At 63.8% G+C, this 16297-nt stretch carries 10 protein-coding genes; 5 read left to right on the top strand and 5 right to left on the bottom strand.

What is annotated here, in order from left to right; genetic code table 11:
* From JT360_RS27410 to JT360_RS27390, 5 genes are all read left to right on the top strand, one after another.
* The coding region (locus JT360_RS27410; RefSeq protein ID WP_214475632.1) for a beta strand repeat-containing protein at positions 1-3274 on the top strand (3274 nt) is incomplete at its 5' end.
* 67 nt (positions 3275-3341) lie between these two features.
* The gene (locus JT360_RS27405; RefSeq protein WP_214475631.1) at positions 3342-5036 is read left to right on the top strand and encodes a type I secretion system permease/ATPase; all 1695 of its coding nucleotides are present in this window, start codon (positions 3342-3344) and stop codon (positions 5034-5036) included.
* Positions 5037-5055: 19 nt separating this feature from the next.
* Positions 5056-6393: an HlyD family type I secretion periplasmic adaptor subunit gene (locus JT360_RS27400; RefSeq protein WP_214475629.1), complete on the top strand. Its 1338-nt coding sequence runs from the start codon at positions 5056-5058 to the stop codon at positions 6391-6393.
* Between the two features lie 686 nt (positions 6394-7079).
* Positions 7080-9431, top strand: a complete 2352-nt coding sequence (locus JT360_RS33770; RefSeq protein WP_250889112.1) for a molybdopterin cofactor-binding domain-containing protein — start codon at positions 7080-7082, stop codon at positions 9429-9431.
* Positions 9432-9500: 69 nt separating this feature from the next.
* Positions 9501-9965, top strand: coding sequence for a cupin domain-containing protein (locus JT360_RS27390; RefSeq protein WP_214475627.1), 465 nt, complete (start codon positions 9501-9503; stop codon positions 9963-9965).
* Here JT360_RS27390 and JT360_RS27385 read toward each other — a convergent pair.
* Genes JT360_RS27385 through JT360_RS27365 form a run of 5 tightly spaced genes read right to left on the bottom strand, consistent with a single transcriptional unit; the run spans position 9962 to position 16101 of the window.
* On the bottom strand, positions 9962-10468 hold the full coding sequence (locus JT360_RS27385) for a sarcosine oxidase subunit gamma family protein (RefSeq protein ID WP_214475625.1): 507 nt from the start codon (positions 10466-10468) through the stop codon (positions 9962-9964). The two genes, JT360_RS27390 and JT360_RS27385, sit on opposite strands and share 4 nt — an antisense overlap.
* Positions 10461-13409, bottom strand: coding sequence for a sarcosine oxidase subunit alpha family protein (locus tag JT360_RS27380; protein WP_214475623.1), 2949 nt, complete (start codon positions 13407-13409; stop codon positions 10461-10463). The genes JT360_RS27385 and JT360_RS27380 overlap by 8 nt, the downstream gene beginning before the upstream one ends.
* Positions 13406-13672 carry a sarcosine oxidase subunit delta gene (locus JT360_RS27375; RefSeq protein WP_214475622.1) on the bottom strand — a complete coding sequence of 89 codons (267 nt, stop codon included), beginning with the start codon at positions 13670-13672 and terminating at the stop codon, positions 13406-13408. Before JT360_RS27375 ends, JT360_RS27380 begins: the two co-directional genes overlap by 4 nt.
* 13 nt (positions 13673-13685) lie before the next feature.
* A complete protein-coding gene (locus tag JT360_RS27370; protein ID WP_214475620.1) occupies positions 13686-14942 on the bottom strand; it encodes a sarcosine oxidase subunit beta family protein in 1257 nt (418 codons plus the stop codon).
* A gap of 10 nt (positions 14943-14952) precedes the next feature.
* Positions 14953-16101: a M24 family metallopeptidase gene (locus tag JT360_RS27365; protein ID WP_214475618.1), complete on the bottom strand. Its 1149-nt coding sequence runs from the start codon at positions 16099-16101 to the stop codon at positions 14953-14955.
* Positions 16102-16297 lie beyond the last annotated feature (196 nt).

Genomic DNA, 16297 nt, shown 5'->3' with positions numbered 1-16297 from the left:
CGGCACCAACGACGCGCCGGTTGCGGCAAATGACACCAGCGCCAGTGCGGGTGCAATTGCGGCAACCGAGAAGAGTGGCACGCTAAACGGATCTGGTGGCAACAATGGTTCCGGCAACGTGCTGACCAACGACAGCGATGTCGATAGCGCCGGCCTGACGGTCAGCGCGATCCGCACCGGCGGCACCGAAGGCGCCGGCACGGCCGGTTCGCTGGGTGTCGGCCTGGTCGGCGCGCACGGCACGCTCACGATTGCCGCAGACGGCAGCTACACCTACGTGGTCAACGAGAACGACTTGACGGTGCAGGCGCTCAACACCGGCGGCACGACCACGGACACGTTCAACTACACCGTCAGTGACGGCAGCCTGACCGACACCGCAGTGCTCACCGTCACCATCAATGGGGCCAACGATGCGCCAGTGAACGGCGTGCCAGCCGCACAAACAACCACCACGAATACGGCACAGGTGTTCAGCACGGCCAACAGCAACGCGATCACCATTTCCGATCCGGACAATACCAGCCATACAGTGACGTTGACCGCAGCCAACGGGGCCATCACGCTCAACGGCACTTCTGGCCTGTTGTTCACAGTCGGCGACGGCACATCTGACGGCACGATGACGTTCAGCGGCACGGATGCCGCCATCAATGCTGCACTGAACGGACTGAGTTTCGCACCAACATCAGGCTTCAGCGGATCGGCTTCCATCCAGATCGCGACTAGCGACGCCGGAGCGCTAACCGACACTGACACGATTGCAATTTCTGTGAACTCTGTGAACAGCCCAAATCCGTTCACGCTGACGACGGGCACAGATACCGTTTTCTACACGTCCGGCACAAACAATGTAAATGGAACAGATGCCACTCTGAACAATGGAGACAAGATAACCGGCGGTACCGGCACCGATACGCTGACCATCACCGACGGGAGTCTTGGCACTCATACGTTTGGAGATGGGGTGGGAAATACGCTGCTCACGAACTTCGAATCGCTCGTACTGATCGATGCCAACAGCGGAAATCACAGCGACACGTACATCTTCGCATCGACCTTCCAGAACAACGGCACGTTGACGATCGACGGATCGGGAATCACAGGACAAGGCGACCTCATTGTCAACGCAAGCGCAGTCACGACTGGAGCCTTCAATATCATCGGCAGTTCCGGGAACGGCGGTGATGACACCCTGACCGGCGGTTCCGGCAATGACACGATCAACGGTGGAGCAGGCATCGGCGCTGACACCATCACAGGCGGAGGCGGTGCTGACACCCTGACAGGCGGGGGAGGTGCCGACACCTTTACTGTCGGCAGCGGGGAGTCCAAGGGCACTACTGCAGGCTCTGGAGACGCCGGTACGATTGCCGGCTATGATGTCATTACCGACTTTACTACGACGGGGACTAACGATTTTCTAAATCTCCCAGTCACAAACGTGACGGGTAATACCGCCGGCACTGACGGCAGTGATTCGACATTGACCATCGGTGGTCAAACAGTGAAATCACATGCCATCACGAATGGCATCATTACGTTCGATGACGCCAATACCTTTGCGTCAGCCCTAACACTATCGTCCACCGCCAACGTCGCAGCCGTCGTGCAGTACCTCCACAACAACGATATAGCCACTGGCACAGGCGCAGCTGTTGCATTCGTGGCGAACATCGGCGGAACGGCGCATACTTATGTCTTTGAGCAGGTCGGCACCAGCCAGAACGTCGCAAATGACATTTTGGTAGACCTTGTGGGAGTCACCCTGACCAACATCAGTCAGGCACATCTCGCTCCAGCAGGAACCGCGGGCGAAGCCATCAACCTCGGCTTGACCAACCCGGCGGATCACATCGGCTCGGTGAACGTCACCATCAGCGGCGTTCCCGTGGGTTGGACGCTGAGCGAGGGTACCGACAACCTCGATGGCACCTGGTCGATGCAAACCAATGATGTCACAACGCTCGCCATCACCACGCCAGGGAACTACGCCGGCGCACTCTCGCTGCATATTTCGCAAACCTGGGTCGATTCCGCCGGCGGGACCGGGCTCGCCATGATCACCGACAACGTCGAGGCCTATGCGCCGGGTTCTCCGATCTTTGCCTGGTCCGGCGACGACGTGCTGACAGGCTCCCACGGCAACGATCTCTTCGTCTTCTCGCAACCGATCGGCGCCGACACGGTGCACAATTTCGATGCGGCGGCCGACCAGATCGACCTCATCGGCTACAACGGATTGGCGGACTTTGCCGACCTCCAGACGCATATCGCCGACGACGCCAACGGAAACGCGGTGATAACGCTCGGCGACGGACAGTCGATCACGCTGGACGGCGTGCACTCGAACGCGCTGACTGGAAGCAATTTCGTCTTCGACCAGACACCGGTGGTCAACAATTCAGGCACCATGACGATCGGCGACGGCGCGTTGCTGCCGCTGAGCGGCATTATCAACAACAGCGGCCTCATCTCGCTCGACTCGACCGGCGGCGATACGCTGCTGCAGGTTATCCAGCATGGCGTGACCCTGCAGGGTGGCGGGCAGATCCTGCTGTCCGACAGCGCCGCCAACGTGATCTCCGGCACAGGACCGGACGTCTCCCTGGTCAATGTCGACAACACGATCTCGGGCGCCGGCCAGCTGGGCGGCGGCATGCTCAGCCTCGATAACCAGGGCACCATTATCGCCACCGGCTCGAATGCCCTGGTCATAGATACCGGTGGCAGCGTCGTCACCAACTCCGGAACGCTTGAGGCAACGGGGTCGGGCGGCTTGACGGTCGCCGGCGGCGTGGCGAATTCAGGCATGCTCTGGGCCAATGGCGGTGACATCGTCATCCACGGCCAGGTCACCGGCGATGGCGATGCCACGATCGGCAATCTCTCGAAGCTCGAGTTCGGCGCCGCTTCGTCGACGGACGTCACCTTCGGGCACGACGCTGCCGGCACGCTGCAACTCGACGATTCCTTCGATTACAGCGGACGGATCGGCGGCATCACCAATGACGACAGGCTGGACCTCGGCGACATCCTGTTCGGTGCGGGAACGACGGCCGTCTATGAGGCAAACCAGGATGGCAGCGGCGGAACGCTGACCGTTTCGGACGGCACCCACGGTACCGCGCTGCATCTGATGGGCGTCTATGATGCGAACGGCTTCAAGCTTGCCGATGACGGCCAAGGCCACACCGTCGTTTCGTACAATCCGGCGGAATTTGCGCTGACAGGCATCGGCAGTGGGGCAATTTCAAGCGACTTCGTGGTGTGAGCCAAAAAAAGGGACGCCGGCAGCGGCGGCTCACCTGGCCTGACGGGTATCGAGTGGGGTTCTGGAAGTGGATAGCAAGTCTCGAATTGTGAAGGATGCGCTTCGGGCGTGCCGCCGCTATTTTCTGGTTGCGGCGGCATTCAGCCTGGCGATCAATCTGCTCTACCTGGCCTCCCCGCTTTACATGCTGCAGATCTACGACCGGGTCGTCACCAGCGGCAGCGAAACCACGCTGGTGATGCTGACCCTGGTGTTGCTGGCGGCGTTTCTTTCTCTGGCCGGCCTCGACCTGGTGCGCGCCTGGATCCTGACGCGTGCCAGCGCGCGGCTCGACCGGCTGCTTTCGGCAAGGATCCTCGCCGCGTCGGTCGAAACCCCGTCGCCCGGCTCCTCGCCGAGCCAGCCTATCCGCGATTTCGACACGTTCAGGCAGGTGATCACCGGCAGCGGCATCCACGCTTTGTTTGACCTGCCATGGTCCCCTATCTACGTCGGTATCATCTTCCTGCTGCATCCGTGGCTCGGCTTCTTCGCGCTCGGTTGCTCGCTGCTCCTGATCGCCATGGCCGTGCTCAACGAGTATCTGGTGCGTTCGCCGCTGAAGCAGGCCAACGACCTCGCGACGACCAACTATAACTTTACCGAGATGAGCCTCAGGAACGCGGAAGTCGTTCGCGCCATGGGTATGATCGACGGCCTCATCCGCCGCTGGGGGCGCGACCGCAACCTGGCTCTGCGGCGACAGGCGGAAGCAAGCGACCGCGCCGCCTTGATGTCGGGCCTTATCCGGTTCCTGCGGCTCACCATGCAATCGCTGATCCTCGGCCTTGGCGCCTATCTGGTCATCGAACGGCAAATCACCGGCGGTACCATGTTCGCCGCGAGTCTGCTGCTGGGCAGGGGGTTGCAGCCTGTCGAGCAGATCGTCGGCCTCTGGCGCACCCTGATCCTGGCCAGGGCGGCGCTGGCAAGGGTCGAGAAGCTGGTCGACGGGGGCGGGCGCAACGAAAGATCGTTCAACCTGCCGAAGCCTAGCGGCAAGATCTCCGTCGAGCAGGTCAGCTATGCAATTCCAAGCCAGCAGAAAGTGCTTCTGCGGGACATATCATTTCGACTGGAAGCGGGCGAGGCACTCGGAATCGTCGGCCCTTCGGGCGCCGGCAAGTCAACGCTGGCACGTAACCTCGCCGGCGTCATGCAGCCCAGCCGCGGCACCGTCAGGCTGGACGGCGCCGACCTGTCGCAGTGGGGCCACGATGCGCTCGGCGACCACATCGGCTACCTGCCCCAAGACATCGAACTGTTCTCCGATACGGTTGCCGCCAACATCGGGCGCTTCAAGACCAATGTCGACCAAGAGGTGATCGAGGCCGCGCGGCTCGCCGGCGTGCACGATATGATCATCCGTCTGCCGCAGGGCTATGAGACCCAGATCGGCGAGGGCGGCGCGGTGCTGTCGGGAGGATATCGGCAACGGATTGCTCTGGCCCGGGCGGTGTTTGGAATGCCGAAACTGATCATTCTCGACGAACCGAGTTCCAATCTCGATGCCGATGGCGACCGTGCGCTGAGCGACTGTGCGATCGAGCTCAAGCGCCGTGGCAGCACCGTGATCATCGTCTCGCACCGGCCCTCGACCCTGGCGAATGTCGACAAGATCCTTCTGTTGCGCGATGGCGCCGTCGAGGCCTTCGGCATGAGAAACGAGATCGTGGCACTGCTCAACCAGCGCGCGGCGCCAATGGTGGTGGCAACCCAATGAGCCGTATTCGGAGAGATCGATGAGCGACGGCGCCCTCACCTACCGGAGCCTGCCCGGCGAGGCCGGTAGCCTGGCTTCGGATTCGATCCGGCTGCCGGCCTGTATCGGCCTGCTGATCATTCTTGCCTTCTTCGGCATCTTTGGCGGCTGGGCGGCCTTTGCGCCGCTAAACGGCGCCGTCCTTGCCGACGCTGTCGTCAAGGTGGAGGGCAATCGCAAGAGCGTACAGCACTTCGACGGCGGAACGGTGAAGGAGATCCGCGTCAAGGATGGTGACGTCGTCAGGAAGGGCGACTTGATGCTGATGCTGGACGACACCCGGATTCGGTCCGAGTTCAATCTCTATGCCCAGCAGTATGCGCTGTTGCGCGCGACCGAGGCCAGGATTCGGGCCGAACTGGACGGCAGCGAGGCTGTTGCCTTCCCGCAGGATATCCTCAAGGAGCACGAGGCCTACCTCAAGGATGCAATGGCAAACCAGATTGCCGATCTGGAAACCCAACGCGCCTCGATGGCCGGCGCCAGGCAAATCCTCAAGCGGCGGATTGCCGAGCTCGAGGAGCAGATCCAAGGTAAGCAGGCTCGGGTCCAATCTTATCAGGCTCAGCTGCAATCGACGATCAACGAGAAGGCCAGCCTGTCGAAGCTGCTCAAGGCCGGCTTGACGACGCGCCCACGCATTCTCGAACTGGAAAGATCCGCCTCGGATCTGCAGGGCTTGATCGACGAGAACCTCGGCGCAATCGGCGGCAGCCAACAGAGCAAAGCCGAACTCGAGAGCCAGATCGCACAATTGACCAATGAGCGTCGAGCCAAGCTGTCAGCCATGCTGATCGATACGCAATCGAACCTTGCCGACCTGGTGCCCAAGATGTTTGCCGCCCAGGCTGCCATGGACCGAGCCGAAGTTCGCGCGCCCTATGATGGCCAGGTGATGGGCCTTAGCGTCTTCTCGATCGGCGCGATCGTCGCGCCAGGGCAGACCATCCTCGACATCGTGCCGACTGAGAATTCGCTGATCGTCCAGGCGCAGATTCGCGTCGAGGACATATCGAACCTGCGACCCGACATGGCCGCCGAAGTTCGTTTCACATCATACAAGCAGCGATCGATACCCATAATTCACGGCCGCGTCACCCGCATTTCGGCGGATCGCATCACCGACAGCAAAACCGGATTTCCCTACTATCTCGCCGATGTAGCAGTCGATCCGGTGGAATTGGCCGCGGCCCCACAGATTGCCCTTTATCCAGGCATGCCGGCGTCAGTCATGATCGTTACCGAGCAACGCACCGCACTCGACTATATCCTCGGCCCGCTAGTTGTGTCGTTCCACTCCGCCTTTCGTCAGAAATAAGAGGGGGCGCCAATCCTCCGAGGCTTAGCGGCGCACCAGTTCGCGAGCCTGGCTGGACGGCAAGTCGGTCGTGGCCGCCAGCTGTCGCACCTGCTGATCGTCGATGGCGACCTGCGGCAATCTGTTGTCGAGATCTGCCTGCCTTGTCCTTCATGACGGTTCTCCCGATCGCTGCTGAAGACAACGACTCGAAAATCGGACCGGTGCCGAAAGACCTGCAAAGCGCGGCGCCCAATGCCTCGTTGCGACCGCCGGCATGCGCGATCCCGACTTCACAACGATCACAACAGTTGAGGATTCTGTCAGGAACCATGGCAGCGCCGACGAGTTGTGCCAGCTGAACGGAGATCATTTCGATGCAGCAGCCAAGAGAACCCGACCCAAATCGCGATGTACCCATGCCGGCTCCAACATGGAAGCCTGAACCGATCGAGGAGCCCGAGCCGGAAAGGCTCCCGGACGAAACCCCGCTGCCCAATCCCGACGAGAATGAAGAACCTCCGGTCCACGCCACGGGATCGACATCTCCTCGCAAGCGATGATCGTAAGTTGAAGGAATCGGACAAATCCGTCGGTTGACGGAGGGGCCATCGCGCCTAGCTGTTCCCGCACGGTGAGCGTGCAACATGCGGAAAATCCGATCGCGAGCGTCCCGAGGCTGCATGGTCCGCAAAGGAGGATAATGCTTGAAACGCTTGTGGCTGGGCGTTGGCGTTCTTGTCGTGGTGTGTGCCACCGGGTTCTTCGCCTATGCCTGGAAGCCGGCGATCGATCCTGTCGAGCCGCCGCAGCGGTCCGCCTTCGACCAGGCGCTGATCGAGAAAGGCGCCGTGCTGGCCGCCGTCGGCAATTGCACGTCCTGCCACACCAAGCCGGGCGACAGGTCATTTGCCGGCGGGCTTGCCGTGCCGACCCCCTTTCGGCAGATCTATTCTACCAACATCACGCCCGACCCTGAGACAGGCATTGGCCATTGGTCGCAAGCTGCCTTCACCCGCGCCATGCGCGAAGGGGTCGATCGTGCCGGCAACCACCTCTACCCGGCCTTTCCCTACGATCATTTCACGCTGGCCTCGGACGAGGACGATGGCGCGCTCTATGCCTACCTGATGACACGCCAGCCGGTGAACAGGCGTCCGCCTGCCAACGAATTGCCATTCCCGCTCAATGTCCGCCTGGTGCTGGCTGACTGGAAGCTGCTGTTCTTCAACAAGGGCGCCTACCAGACCATCGCCTCGGAAAGTGCGGAATGGAATCGTGGCGCCTATCTCGTCAACGGACTTGGACATTGCGGCGCCTGCCACACGCCGCGCAATATCCTGGGCGCCGAGAAGAGGGGATCGCATCTCGCCGGTAGTGAGGCAGAAGGCTGGACGGCCTTCGCGCTCAATGCCGGCTCGCCGGCGCCGGTGCCGTGGACGCATGACAGCCTGTTTGCCTATCTGCGCCAGGGCTGGCATCCCGACCACGGCGTCGCCAACGGCCCGATGGGCGAGGCGACCGGCAATCTCGGCCGGCACCCAGACGCCGACATCAGCGCCATGGCCACCTATGTCGCATCACAGATGGGCGAACCGTCGCCGCAGCGTGTCACGAAAGCACGGGAGATCCGCACGAAGCTCTCCGCTGATGCGGGTACAATGCCGATCCCGGTGTCGGCATCGGCGGCGACAGCTTCCGGGCGCGGCGCGGTGATCTTCCAGGCAGCCTGCGCGACCTGCCATGACGGCAGCCGCCCGCAGCCCTTCGGCGGCATGGACTTCCATTTGTCGAGTGCTGTCAATGCGATCGAAGCGCGGTTCACCCGCGCCTACCAGGTGCACGGTTCGATCGGTCCCTCCTGCGCCACCGCCATGCTCGACAACGGCCTGACGACGGTGTGGACGCACACGCAAGGCGTCTATCCCGACCGCAAGGCGATTGCGCAGATGCTTGGAGTGCCGCCGGAGAAGGTGCGCTGCATCCACACCGAGGGCTCTGGCTGCTACGGCCACAATGGCGCCGACGACGCGGCCGCCGATGCCGCGCTGATTGCACAGTCGCTGCCCGGCACGCCGGTGCGCGTGCAGTGGATGCGCGACCAAGAGCATCTGTGGGAACCCTACGGCCCGGCCATGCTGACCAGGGCCAGCGCAGCGCTCGACGACAAGGGCGCCATCGTCAGCTGGCACTATGATCTGTGGAGCAACAATCACGGCACACGGCCGGGTTCGGCCGGTTCGCTGATTGCCGGGCGGCTGATGGCAAAGCATTTTCCGCCCGATCCCGCCAAGCTGCAGATATCGCCTCTCGGCAATGGCGACCGCAACGCCATCCCGCTTTACGACGTGCCGAACCAGCGCGTGAACTGGCATTTCGTCGCCGACATGCCGGTGCGCGTCTCGGCGCTGCGCGGGCTCGGCGCCTATTGCAATGTCTTTTCCATCGAAAGCTTCATGGACGAACTGGCGCTGGCGGCCAATGCCGACCGCGTCGAATACAGGCTGCGTCACCTGAAGGACCCGCGCGCCAAGAAGGTGATCGAGGTGGCGGCAGAGAAATTCGGCTGGAACAGCGATCCGATGCCGGAAGGCCGGGGCAGGGGCTTTGCCTTCGCCAAATACAAGAACCATGCCGCCTATCTCGCCATCGCGTTGGAAGCGGATGTCGACCGCGACAGCGGCGCCATCGCCATCTCGCATATTGTGTGCGCGGTCGACTGCGGCGAGGTGGTGGCACCGGATTCCATCATCAACCAGACCGAAGGCGGCATATTGCAATCGTTGAGCTGGACGCTCTACGAGGCCGTCCATTTCAACGACACCCGCATCCTCAGCGCCGACTGGTCGGCCTATCCGATCCTGCGCTTCAGCGCCGTCCCCGACAGCGTCGAGGTGCACGTCGTCGACAATCCCGGCTCGCCCTATCTCGGCGTGGCGGAAGCGGCGCAGGGGCCGACTGCCGGCGCGATCGCCAATGCGTTCCGCCATGCAACGGGAAAGCGCATCCACGACCTTCCCTACACCCGAGAACGCGTGAAGGCCGTATTGGGTGTTTAGGAGCCAGACGAAGGTGGGACGGGCTCGCGCTGAATCAGGAGGCGCTCAATATTAGGCAGGATTGGATCAATGACAGATCTCGAACCGAAGGAATTTGTGCTCGCAGGCGTCGTCATGAAGCGACTGGTTTGCGGCAAACAGACGGAAGGCGTGCTTTGCCTGCTCGAAAACAGAAGTGCCGGGCAGACGAAGACGCCGATCCATGTCCATGCAAACGACGATGAGACGGTCTACGTCGTCGAAGGGCAATTGACCGCGGTCGTGGATGGCGAGGTCCAGACACTCTCGCCGGGCGAGAGCCTGTTTTTAAAGCGCGGCATCCCGCACCAGCTCATGAATCCTGGCAACCAGCCCGTCCGTTATATCCTGATAGGCACGCCAAGTGGATTCGATCAGTTTCTCGCCGAAGGTGGTCATGAACTGCCCAAGGGAGAGGTCGCCGGGCCGCCGACCTCCGGCGATATTGAGCGGCTCAAGGCAGCCGCGCCGAAGTTTGGGATTACGTTTCTGCGCGACTGGCCAGCAAGAAATTAGATGGCTCCGGTTGAGCCGTCGGCAATCCAATCGGAGAGGCTGCGGGCGAAGCTTCGCGGCACGACCAGATCGCATGCGGCCTCGCCGGTGCGCAGCAGGAGCACCGGCACATGATGGAAGGACGTCTGCACGGCGTGGCCCGGAGCCGCTGCCGGCGACTGCCAGTCGACGGCGATGCAGGTCGAGAGCACCCTTGCGATATCGGCACCGGCCAGGCTGAACCGCACGCGGCCTTCGCCAAGGGAAACCGAACAGCCGAGATCCGGATCGATGGCAAGGGACGGCGCCGGCGCGCCGTCATCGAGAGCAAGCCAGAGACGACGGGGTGCGACGCGGATGATGAGAAGGTTCTCGTGACGAACCGTCTCGCCGACCGAGGCGGGAAGGCCCGTGCCGAGCGATGCCGAAAGGTTCGTTTCGAACTGCCTGAGCGTTCCATCCCAGCCCTCGACTTGGATGAGCGGGCAATCGGCCACGGACAGACTGAAATCCGGGCTAGCCATGCAGCCGTTCTCCTTGCGCATCGAGGAACACCGGCGAGACGATGCGGGCACGCACCGTCTCGGCCTTCATTGGATAGACGGCAACGATTTCACTTCCCTCTGTCGCCACATCGCCGGCAAGCAGTGCCAGCCCGACATAGTGGCCGCGTTCAGGACTGAAGGTGACGGAGGTGACCCGCCCGCGCCCGTGGCCGGCGGCGGTCTCGCCCGGCAGGAACAGGATGGCGCCGCCGCGCAGGCGCTTCCCGTCCTCGATGCATTCCAGGCCGACCAGGCGGTGCCGGTCAGGCGCCATGAAGGCAGGACGCCGCCGCAGCACATCGCCGGCGAAGCCGGCGCGCTTGCCGGCCATGCGGCCGAGGCCGAGATCGTCAATCGTCGTGCGCCCGTCGATCTCGGGGCCTGCGACATGGCCTTTCTCGACCCGCAGCGCGCCGAGCGCCTCGACGCCATAGGGCCTCAGATCGAACCGCCCGCCGGTTTCGAGCAAGTGTCTCCAGAGCCCTTCACCGGCAGTCGCGCCGACATAGATCTCGAAGGCGCGCTCGCCGGAATAGCTGAGACGCAGGATGCGCAGCGCCCGGCCTTCCCATTGGCTTTCGAGCAAGCCCATATGCGGCAGCGCCTCGTTGGAGACGTCGAGCGACGGAAACGCCGCCGCCAGGATGGCGCGGCTGTTCGGTCCGGCGACCGACATCGCCGCCCATTCGTCGCTCACCGAGCTGACGGCGACGCGCAGGTCCGGCCAGGCCGTATCGAGCAGGAATTCCAGCCGTGACAGCACATCGGCGGCCTTGGCCGTCGACGTGGTCATGAAGAACCGGGTTTCCGCCAACCGCGTCGTGGTGCCGTCGTCGAGGACGATGCCGTCGTCGCGCAGCATCACACCATAGCGGGCGCGGCCGACCGGCAGTTTGGCAAAGCCGTTGGCATAGACGCGGTCCAGGAAAATCGCCGCATCGGGACCCTGGACGTCGATCTTGCCCAAGGTGGAGATGTCCATCAGGCCCGCTGCCTGGCGCACATTCCGCATTTCGGCGACGTAGGCTTCGTTCACATCGGCCCCGGATTGCCCGTAGAACCACGGCCGCATCCATAGGCCGACTTCCAGCATGTCGGCGCCATTCGCCTTATGCCAGTCGTGCATCGGCGTGCGGCGGAACGGCTTGAAATGATGGCCCGTGGCGCGTCCGGCAAGCGCACCGATGGCAACCGGCGTAAAGGGCGGACGAAAGGTCGTGGTGCCGGTCTCGGGAACCGTTGCGGCGCGGAGCGCGGCCATCGCGGACAGTGCGAGGAAATTGCTGGTCTTGCCCTGGTCGGTGCCCATGCCGAGTGTCGTGTAGCGCTTCAGGTGCTCGACCGATTCATAGCCTTCGCGATGGGCGAGTTCGATGTCCTTCGTGGTGACGTCCATCTGGAAATCGACGAAGGCTTTTCCGCGAGTGACGGAAGGTGCTTCGCGAAGCGGAACCGAGACGGTTTCGCCCAGATCGAGCTTCGAAAGAGCCGGCGCGGCCGTCGACCTGCCGCAGAAGGATGCCGCCGCGATGCCGGCGCGATGACCGTCCTCGATGGCGTCGGCGGTCGCGTAGATTCCCATCATCGCGCCGGCGCCAAACCGGTCGGCCCGAAAGCTGCCCGGCACGAAGCCGTCTATGTCATCGCGATATCGAGGCTTGATGCCGAGATGCGACGTGAGATGCACGGTCGGCGACCAGCCGCCGGACACGCAGACCAGATCGCAATCGGTCTCGAACTGGCCGTCCGGTCCGCTGAGCTTCGCGCGCTTGACGGCATGGCCGCCATGCAAGCCGGCAATGCGTGTCGCAGTGCGCACGGCGACACCGAGGCGGGCGGCTTCCGCGACAAGCGCTGCGGGCGCGGCGGCGCGCTGGTCCGCTACCGTCATCTCGGCACCGGCACCTGCAAGGTCGAAGGCGGCGCGCCAAGCGCGGTCATTGGTGGTGGCGACGATGATCTTCCTGCCCGGCAAAACGGCGAAGCGGTTGAGATAGGTCCGGGCGGCCGAGGCAAGCATGACGCCGGGCCGGTCGTTGTCCGGGAACACCAATGGACGCTCGATGGCGCCGGTGGCGAAAACGATCGAGCGGGCGCGCAGCATGGTGACGGTCTGCCGGGCTTCGTCGGTCGGGCCGGCCTGGTCGCGCTGCTCGACCAGGCCGATGACATTGCCGTCATAGAGGCCGAAAGCACTGGTCCGCTTCATCAAGGTGACGGTCTCGAAGCTCTCCAGTTCGGCTTGGGCGTGGCTCAACCATGCGGCCGCCGTGCCGTTGGTCCGTTCCGCCAGAAGCTGGCCGCCGAGCAGGAAATCCTGCTCGATCAGAGTGATCCGCGCGCCGGTCGCGGCGGCGGCGCGCGCCGCCGACAGGCCCGCCGGACCGCCGCCGACGATCGCGACATCGGCAAAGGCATGGCGAACCTCGTAGCGGTCGGGATCCGGCTCGGTGCCGGCCCGGCCGAGGCCAGCGGCCCCGCGGATGAAATGCTCGTAGACCATCCAGGCGCGCCGTGTCGGGCCCATGAAGGTCTTGTAGTAGAAACCGGCCGAAAGGAACGGCGAAAACAGGCCATTGATGCTTTGCACGTCGAAGGCGAGCGACGGCCAGCGGTTCTGGCTTTCCGTGGCCATGCCGTCGCCAAGTTCCAGCGTCGTCGCCGGCAGGTTCGGCTCGCGCCTGCCGCCGGTCCCGAGCGTGACCAGTGCGTTTGGCTCCTCCGGCCCGGCGGAAAGAATGCCGCGCGGGCGATGATATTTGAAGCTGCGCCCAACCAGGGTGACGTCGTTGGCAAGCAGTGCGGATGCAAGCGTGTCGCCGCGATATCCGGTTAGTTTTCGGCCGTCGAAGCTGAATTCGATGGGGCGGGAGCGGTCGATGCGGCCGCCGACCGGCAGTCGCTGGTTCTGGACGTTCATGCTTGCGATGTCCTGGCGAAGGCGACCGAAGAGATGACGTGGTTGCGCGTGTCGCGCTCGACCACGAGCCACTGGCGACAGCCGATCACGTGCTGCCAGAACTCGCGGTGGAGGCCTGCCGGGTTTTTGCGGACGTAGACATAGGCGTACCAAGCCTCCAGATCGGGATCGTCATGGGCCGGCCGCCTGACGGAGGCGTCGCCGCCATAGCGGAACTCGTCATGGTCGCGCGGACCGCAGCAGGGGCATTCGATACGCAGCATTTTCCCTGGTCTCCTATTGCAGCCAGGCGGAGGGGCCGGCGCCGGCCTCGTCCAGTGTGCGGCCGGTCCGGAAACGGTCGAGCCCATAGGCCGCGCTCAACGGATGCGGCTTGCCGGTGGCGATCGTGTGGGCAAAGCACCAGCCGGAAGCCGGCGTCGCCTTGAAGCCGCCATAGCACCAGCCGCCGTTGAGATAGAGACCGTCGACGGGTGTTGGGCAGATGATCGGGCTGGCATCCGGCGTCATGTCCATGACGCCGCCCCAATGGCGCAGCAGACGGATGCGCGAGATGCATGGCATCAAGGCGATCGCCGCTTCGGCAACCTCGCGCACGACGCCGAGATTGCCGCGCTGGGCGTAGGAATTGTAGCCATCGAGGTTACCGCCGAACACCAGCCCGCCCTTGTCCGACTGGCTGACGTAGAAATGGTCGGCGCCATAGGCGACGACATGGTCGACCAGCGGTTTCAGCGGTTCGGTGACGAAGGCCTGCAGGACATGGCTTTCGATCGGCAGTTCAAGCCCGGCCTTGGCACCGAGGATGGATGTGTGGCCGGCGACAGCGAGGCCGACCTTGCCGGCGCCGATCCGGCCCTTCGTCGTCTCGACGCCGACGATCCGCTCGCCGTCGCGGACAAAGCCCGTCACTTCGCAGTTCTGGATGATGTCGACGCCATGGCCATCGGCCGCGCGCGCATAGCCCCAGGCGACGGCGTCGTGACGCGCCGTGCCGGCGCGGCCCTGGAAAATGGCGCCGTGGATCGGGAAGCGGGCCGTGTCGGAGAAGTCGAGATAAGGCACCAGCCGGCGCACCTCGTCGCGATCGAGGATGTCGGCGTCGATGCCGTTCAACTGCATGATGTTGGCGCGGTGGCTGAAGCCGTCGAGCTGGTCGGCCGAATGCGCCGTGACGAGCTGGCCGCGCTGCGAGAACATGACGTTGAAGTTCAGCGTCCGCGACATGCCCTCCCAGAGCTTCATCGAGAATTCGTAGAACTGGGTGTTGCCGTCGAGCAGGTAGTTGGAGCGGATGACCGTGGTGTTGCGGCCGACATTGCCGCCGCCGATATAACCTTTTTCGAGCACGGCGACATTGCGTATGCCGTGGTTCTCGGCGAGATAGAAAGCGGTGGCAAGGCCGTGTCCGCCACCGCCGATGACGATCACGTCGTAAGCCGGCTTGGGCTCCGCCGCCCGCCACGCGCGCTGCCAGTTCTTCTGGCCGGACAGCGCATTGCGGAAAATTGAGAATGCCGAGTAGGGCGCCATGCATATGGTCCTATCGAACGATCGGGCCGGCCGGCGTGCGGGTCAGCACTTCGGCGCCCGCGTCGGTCAAAAGCACGGTGTTGGAGACGAAGTCGTCGCCACGCCCCGTGCCCATCAGCCAGGACAGGATGTGGAAGCTCATCCCCGTCTCGATCTCGAGATCGGAATCGTGCCGGAGCCCGGTCACCGAATTGCCGCCGGTCCACGATGGCGGCTGGCCGGCACCGACAAGATAGCCGCAGTGATGGCGGCGATAGTGGGAAAGGCCCGCCTCGTCGGCGACAGCCTGCCAGGCGGCGTAGACGTCGCGCGCCTTGGCCCCGGGCCGCAGGGCCTTGACGACCGCGTCGAATGCCTTGGCGGTCACTTCGGCCATCGCGGCGTCCTTGTCGCTGATGTCGCCGATGCGCACAAGTCGGCCGAGTGGCGCGTGGTAGCGCGAGATGCAGCCGGACAGTTCGACGAAGACCGGCTCGCCCTTGCGATAGATGCCGTCGCCCCAGGTCGTATGCTCCTCGCCAAGCCGTGCGGCCGGGCGGATGAACGGGCCGAAACCCGGCGCGTGGCCGCCGGCGCGGATCATCGCGGAAACACATTGGGCGGCGACCTCCTGTTCGGCGGCGCCGTCCGAGATCGCGGCGATCGCGGCCCCTGCGGCGGCGTCGGTTACCTCGGCGGCGCGCCGCATCAGGGCCTGTTCCTCGGCACTCTTCACCCGCCGCATCCTGTCGACCAGGCCGGAGACGTCGCTCCATTTGGCATCAGCCTGCGCCTGCAGTGCCATGGCAAGCCCATGGCTGAGGCCTGCCGTCCAGTATTCGAGGCCGATCCGCTTGCCCAACAGGCCTAATTCCGCGAGCACCCGCGCGGCAAGGTCGGCCGCCGTTTCGCTGTCGGAATGGCCGCGGAATTCCGCTGCCGTCACCTGCTTCTCGATCGTCATCCTTTCCATTGAACGGGTGACCAGAACCGGCTTGCCTTCGAGCGGAACGATCAGCAGGTGCGGGGCAAAATATCCCCAGTGGTCGAGCCCGGTCAGGTAGAAGACGTTTTCCGGCGAAGCGAAGACCGCGGCATCGAGTTCGCGCTCGGCCAGCGCCTTGCGGATCCTTGCGAGGCGGCCGGCGATTTCGGCTTCGGAAAAGGGATTGCGGTCCATCGGGCATCCTCGTGCTTGCTGTTGCCAGCTTCGTCGCCGGCAGGGTCTCTCGGCAGGTCCGGCTTCCCGCCAGTCATGGTCGGTCGATCATGGTGAGCGCGCGCCACGTCGCGGAGACGTTCGCCGCGGCGATCCCTGCGGCTGCGTGAATGCCCCGGAATGGATCGCGTTCCTCACCTGAATGCCCTGCCTTCTG

The sequence above is a fragment of the Mesorhizobium sp. dw_380 genome (assembly GCF_018588885.1).
Lineage (GTDB): Bacteria > Pseudomonadota > Alphaproteobacteria > Rhizobiales > Rhizobiaceae > Mesorhizobium.
Note: the sequence above shows the minus strand (reverse complement) of the source record. Positions and strands in the feature narration are given on the sequence as shown.

Coding starts and splice junctions, on each gene's coding strand:
- JT360_RS27400 (WP_214475629.1), top strand. CDS start 5,056: ATGAGCGACGGCGCCCTCACCTACCGGAGCCTGCCCGGCGAGGCCGGT.
- JT360_RS27390 (WP_214475627.1), top strand. CDS start 9,501: ATGACAGATCTCGAACCGAAGGAATTTGTGCTCGCAGGCGTCGTCATG.
- JT360_RS27385 (WP_214475625.1), bottom strand. CDS start 10,468: ATGGCTAGCCCGGATTTCAGTCTGTCCGTGGCCGATTGCCCGCTCATC.
- JT360_RS27380 (WP_214475623.1), bottom strand. CDS start 13,409: ATGAACGTCCAGAACCAGCGACTGCCGGTCGGCGGCCGCATCGACCGC.
- JT360_RS27375 (WP_214475622.1), bottom strand. CDS start 13,672: ATGCTGCGTATCGAATGCCCCTGCTGCGGTCCGCGCGACCATGACGAG.
- JT360_RS27370 (WP_214475620.1), bottom strand. CDS start 14,942: ATGGCGCCCTACTCGGCATTCTCAATTTTCCGCAATGCGCTGTCCGGC.
- JT360_RS27365 (WP_214475618.1), bottom strand. CDS start 16,101: ATGGACCGCAATCCCTTTTCCGAAGCCGAAATCGCCGGCCGCCTCGCA.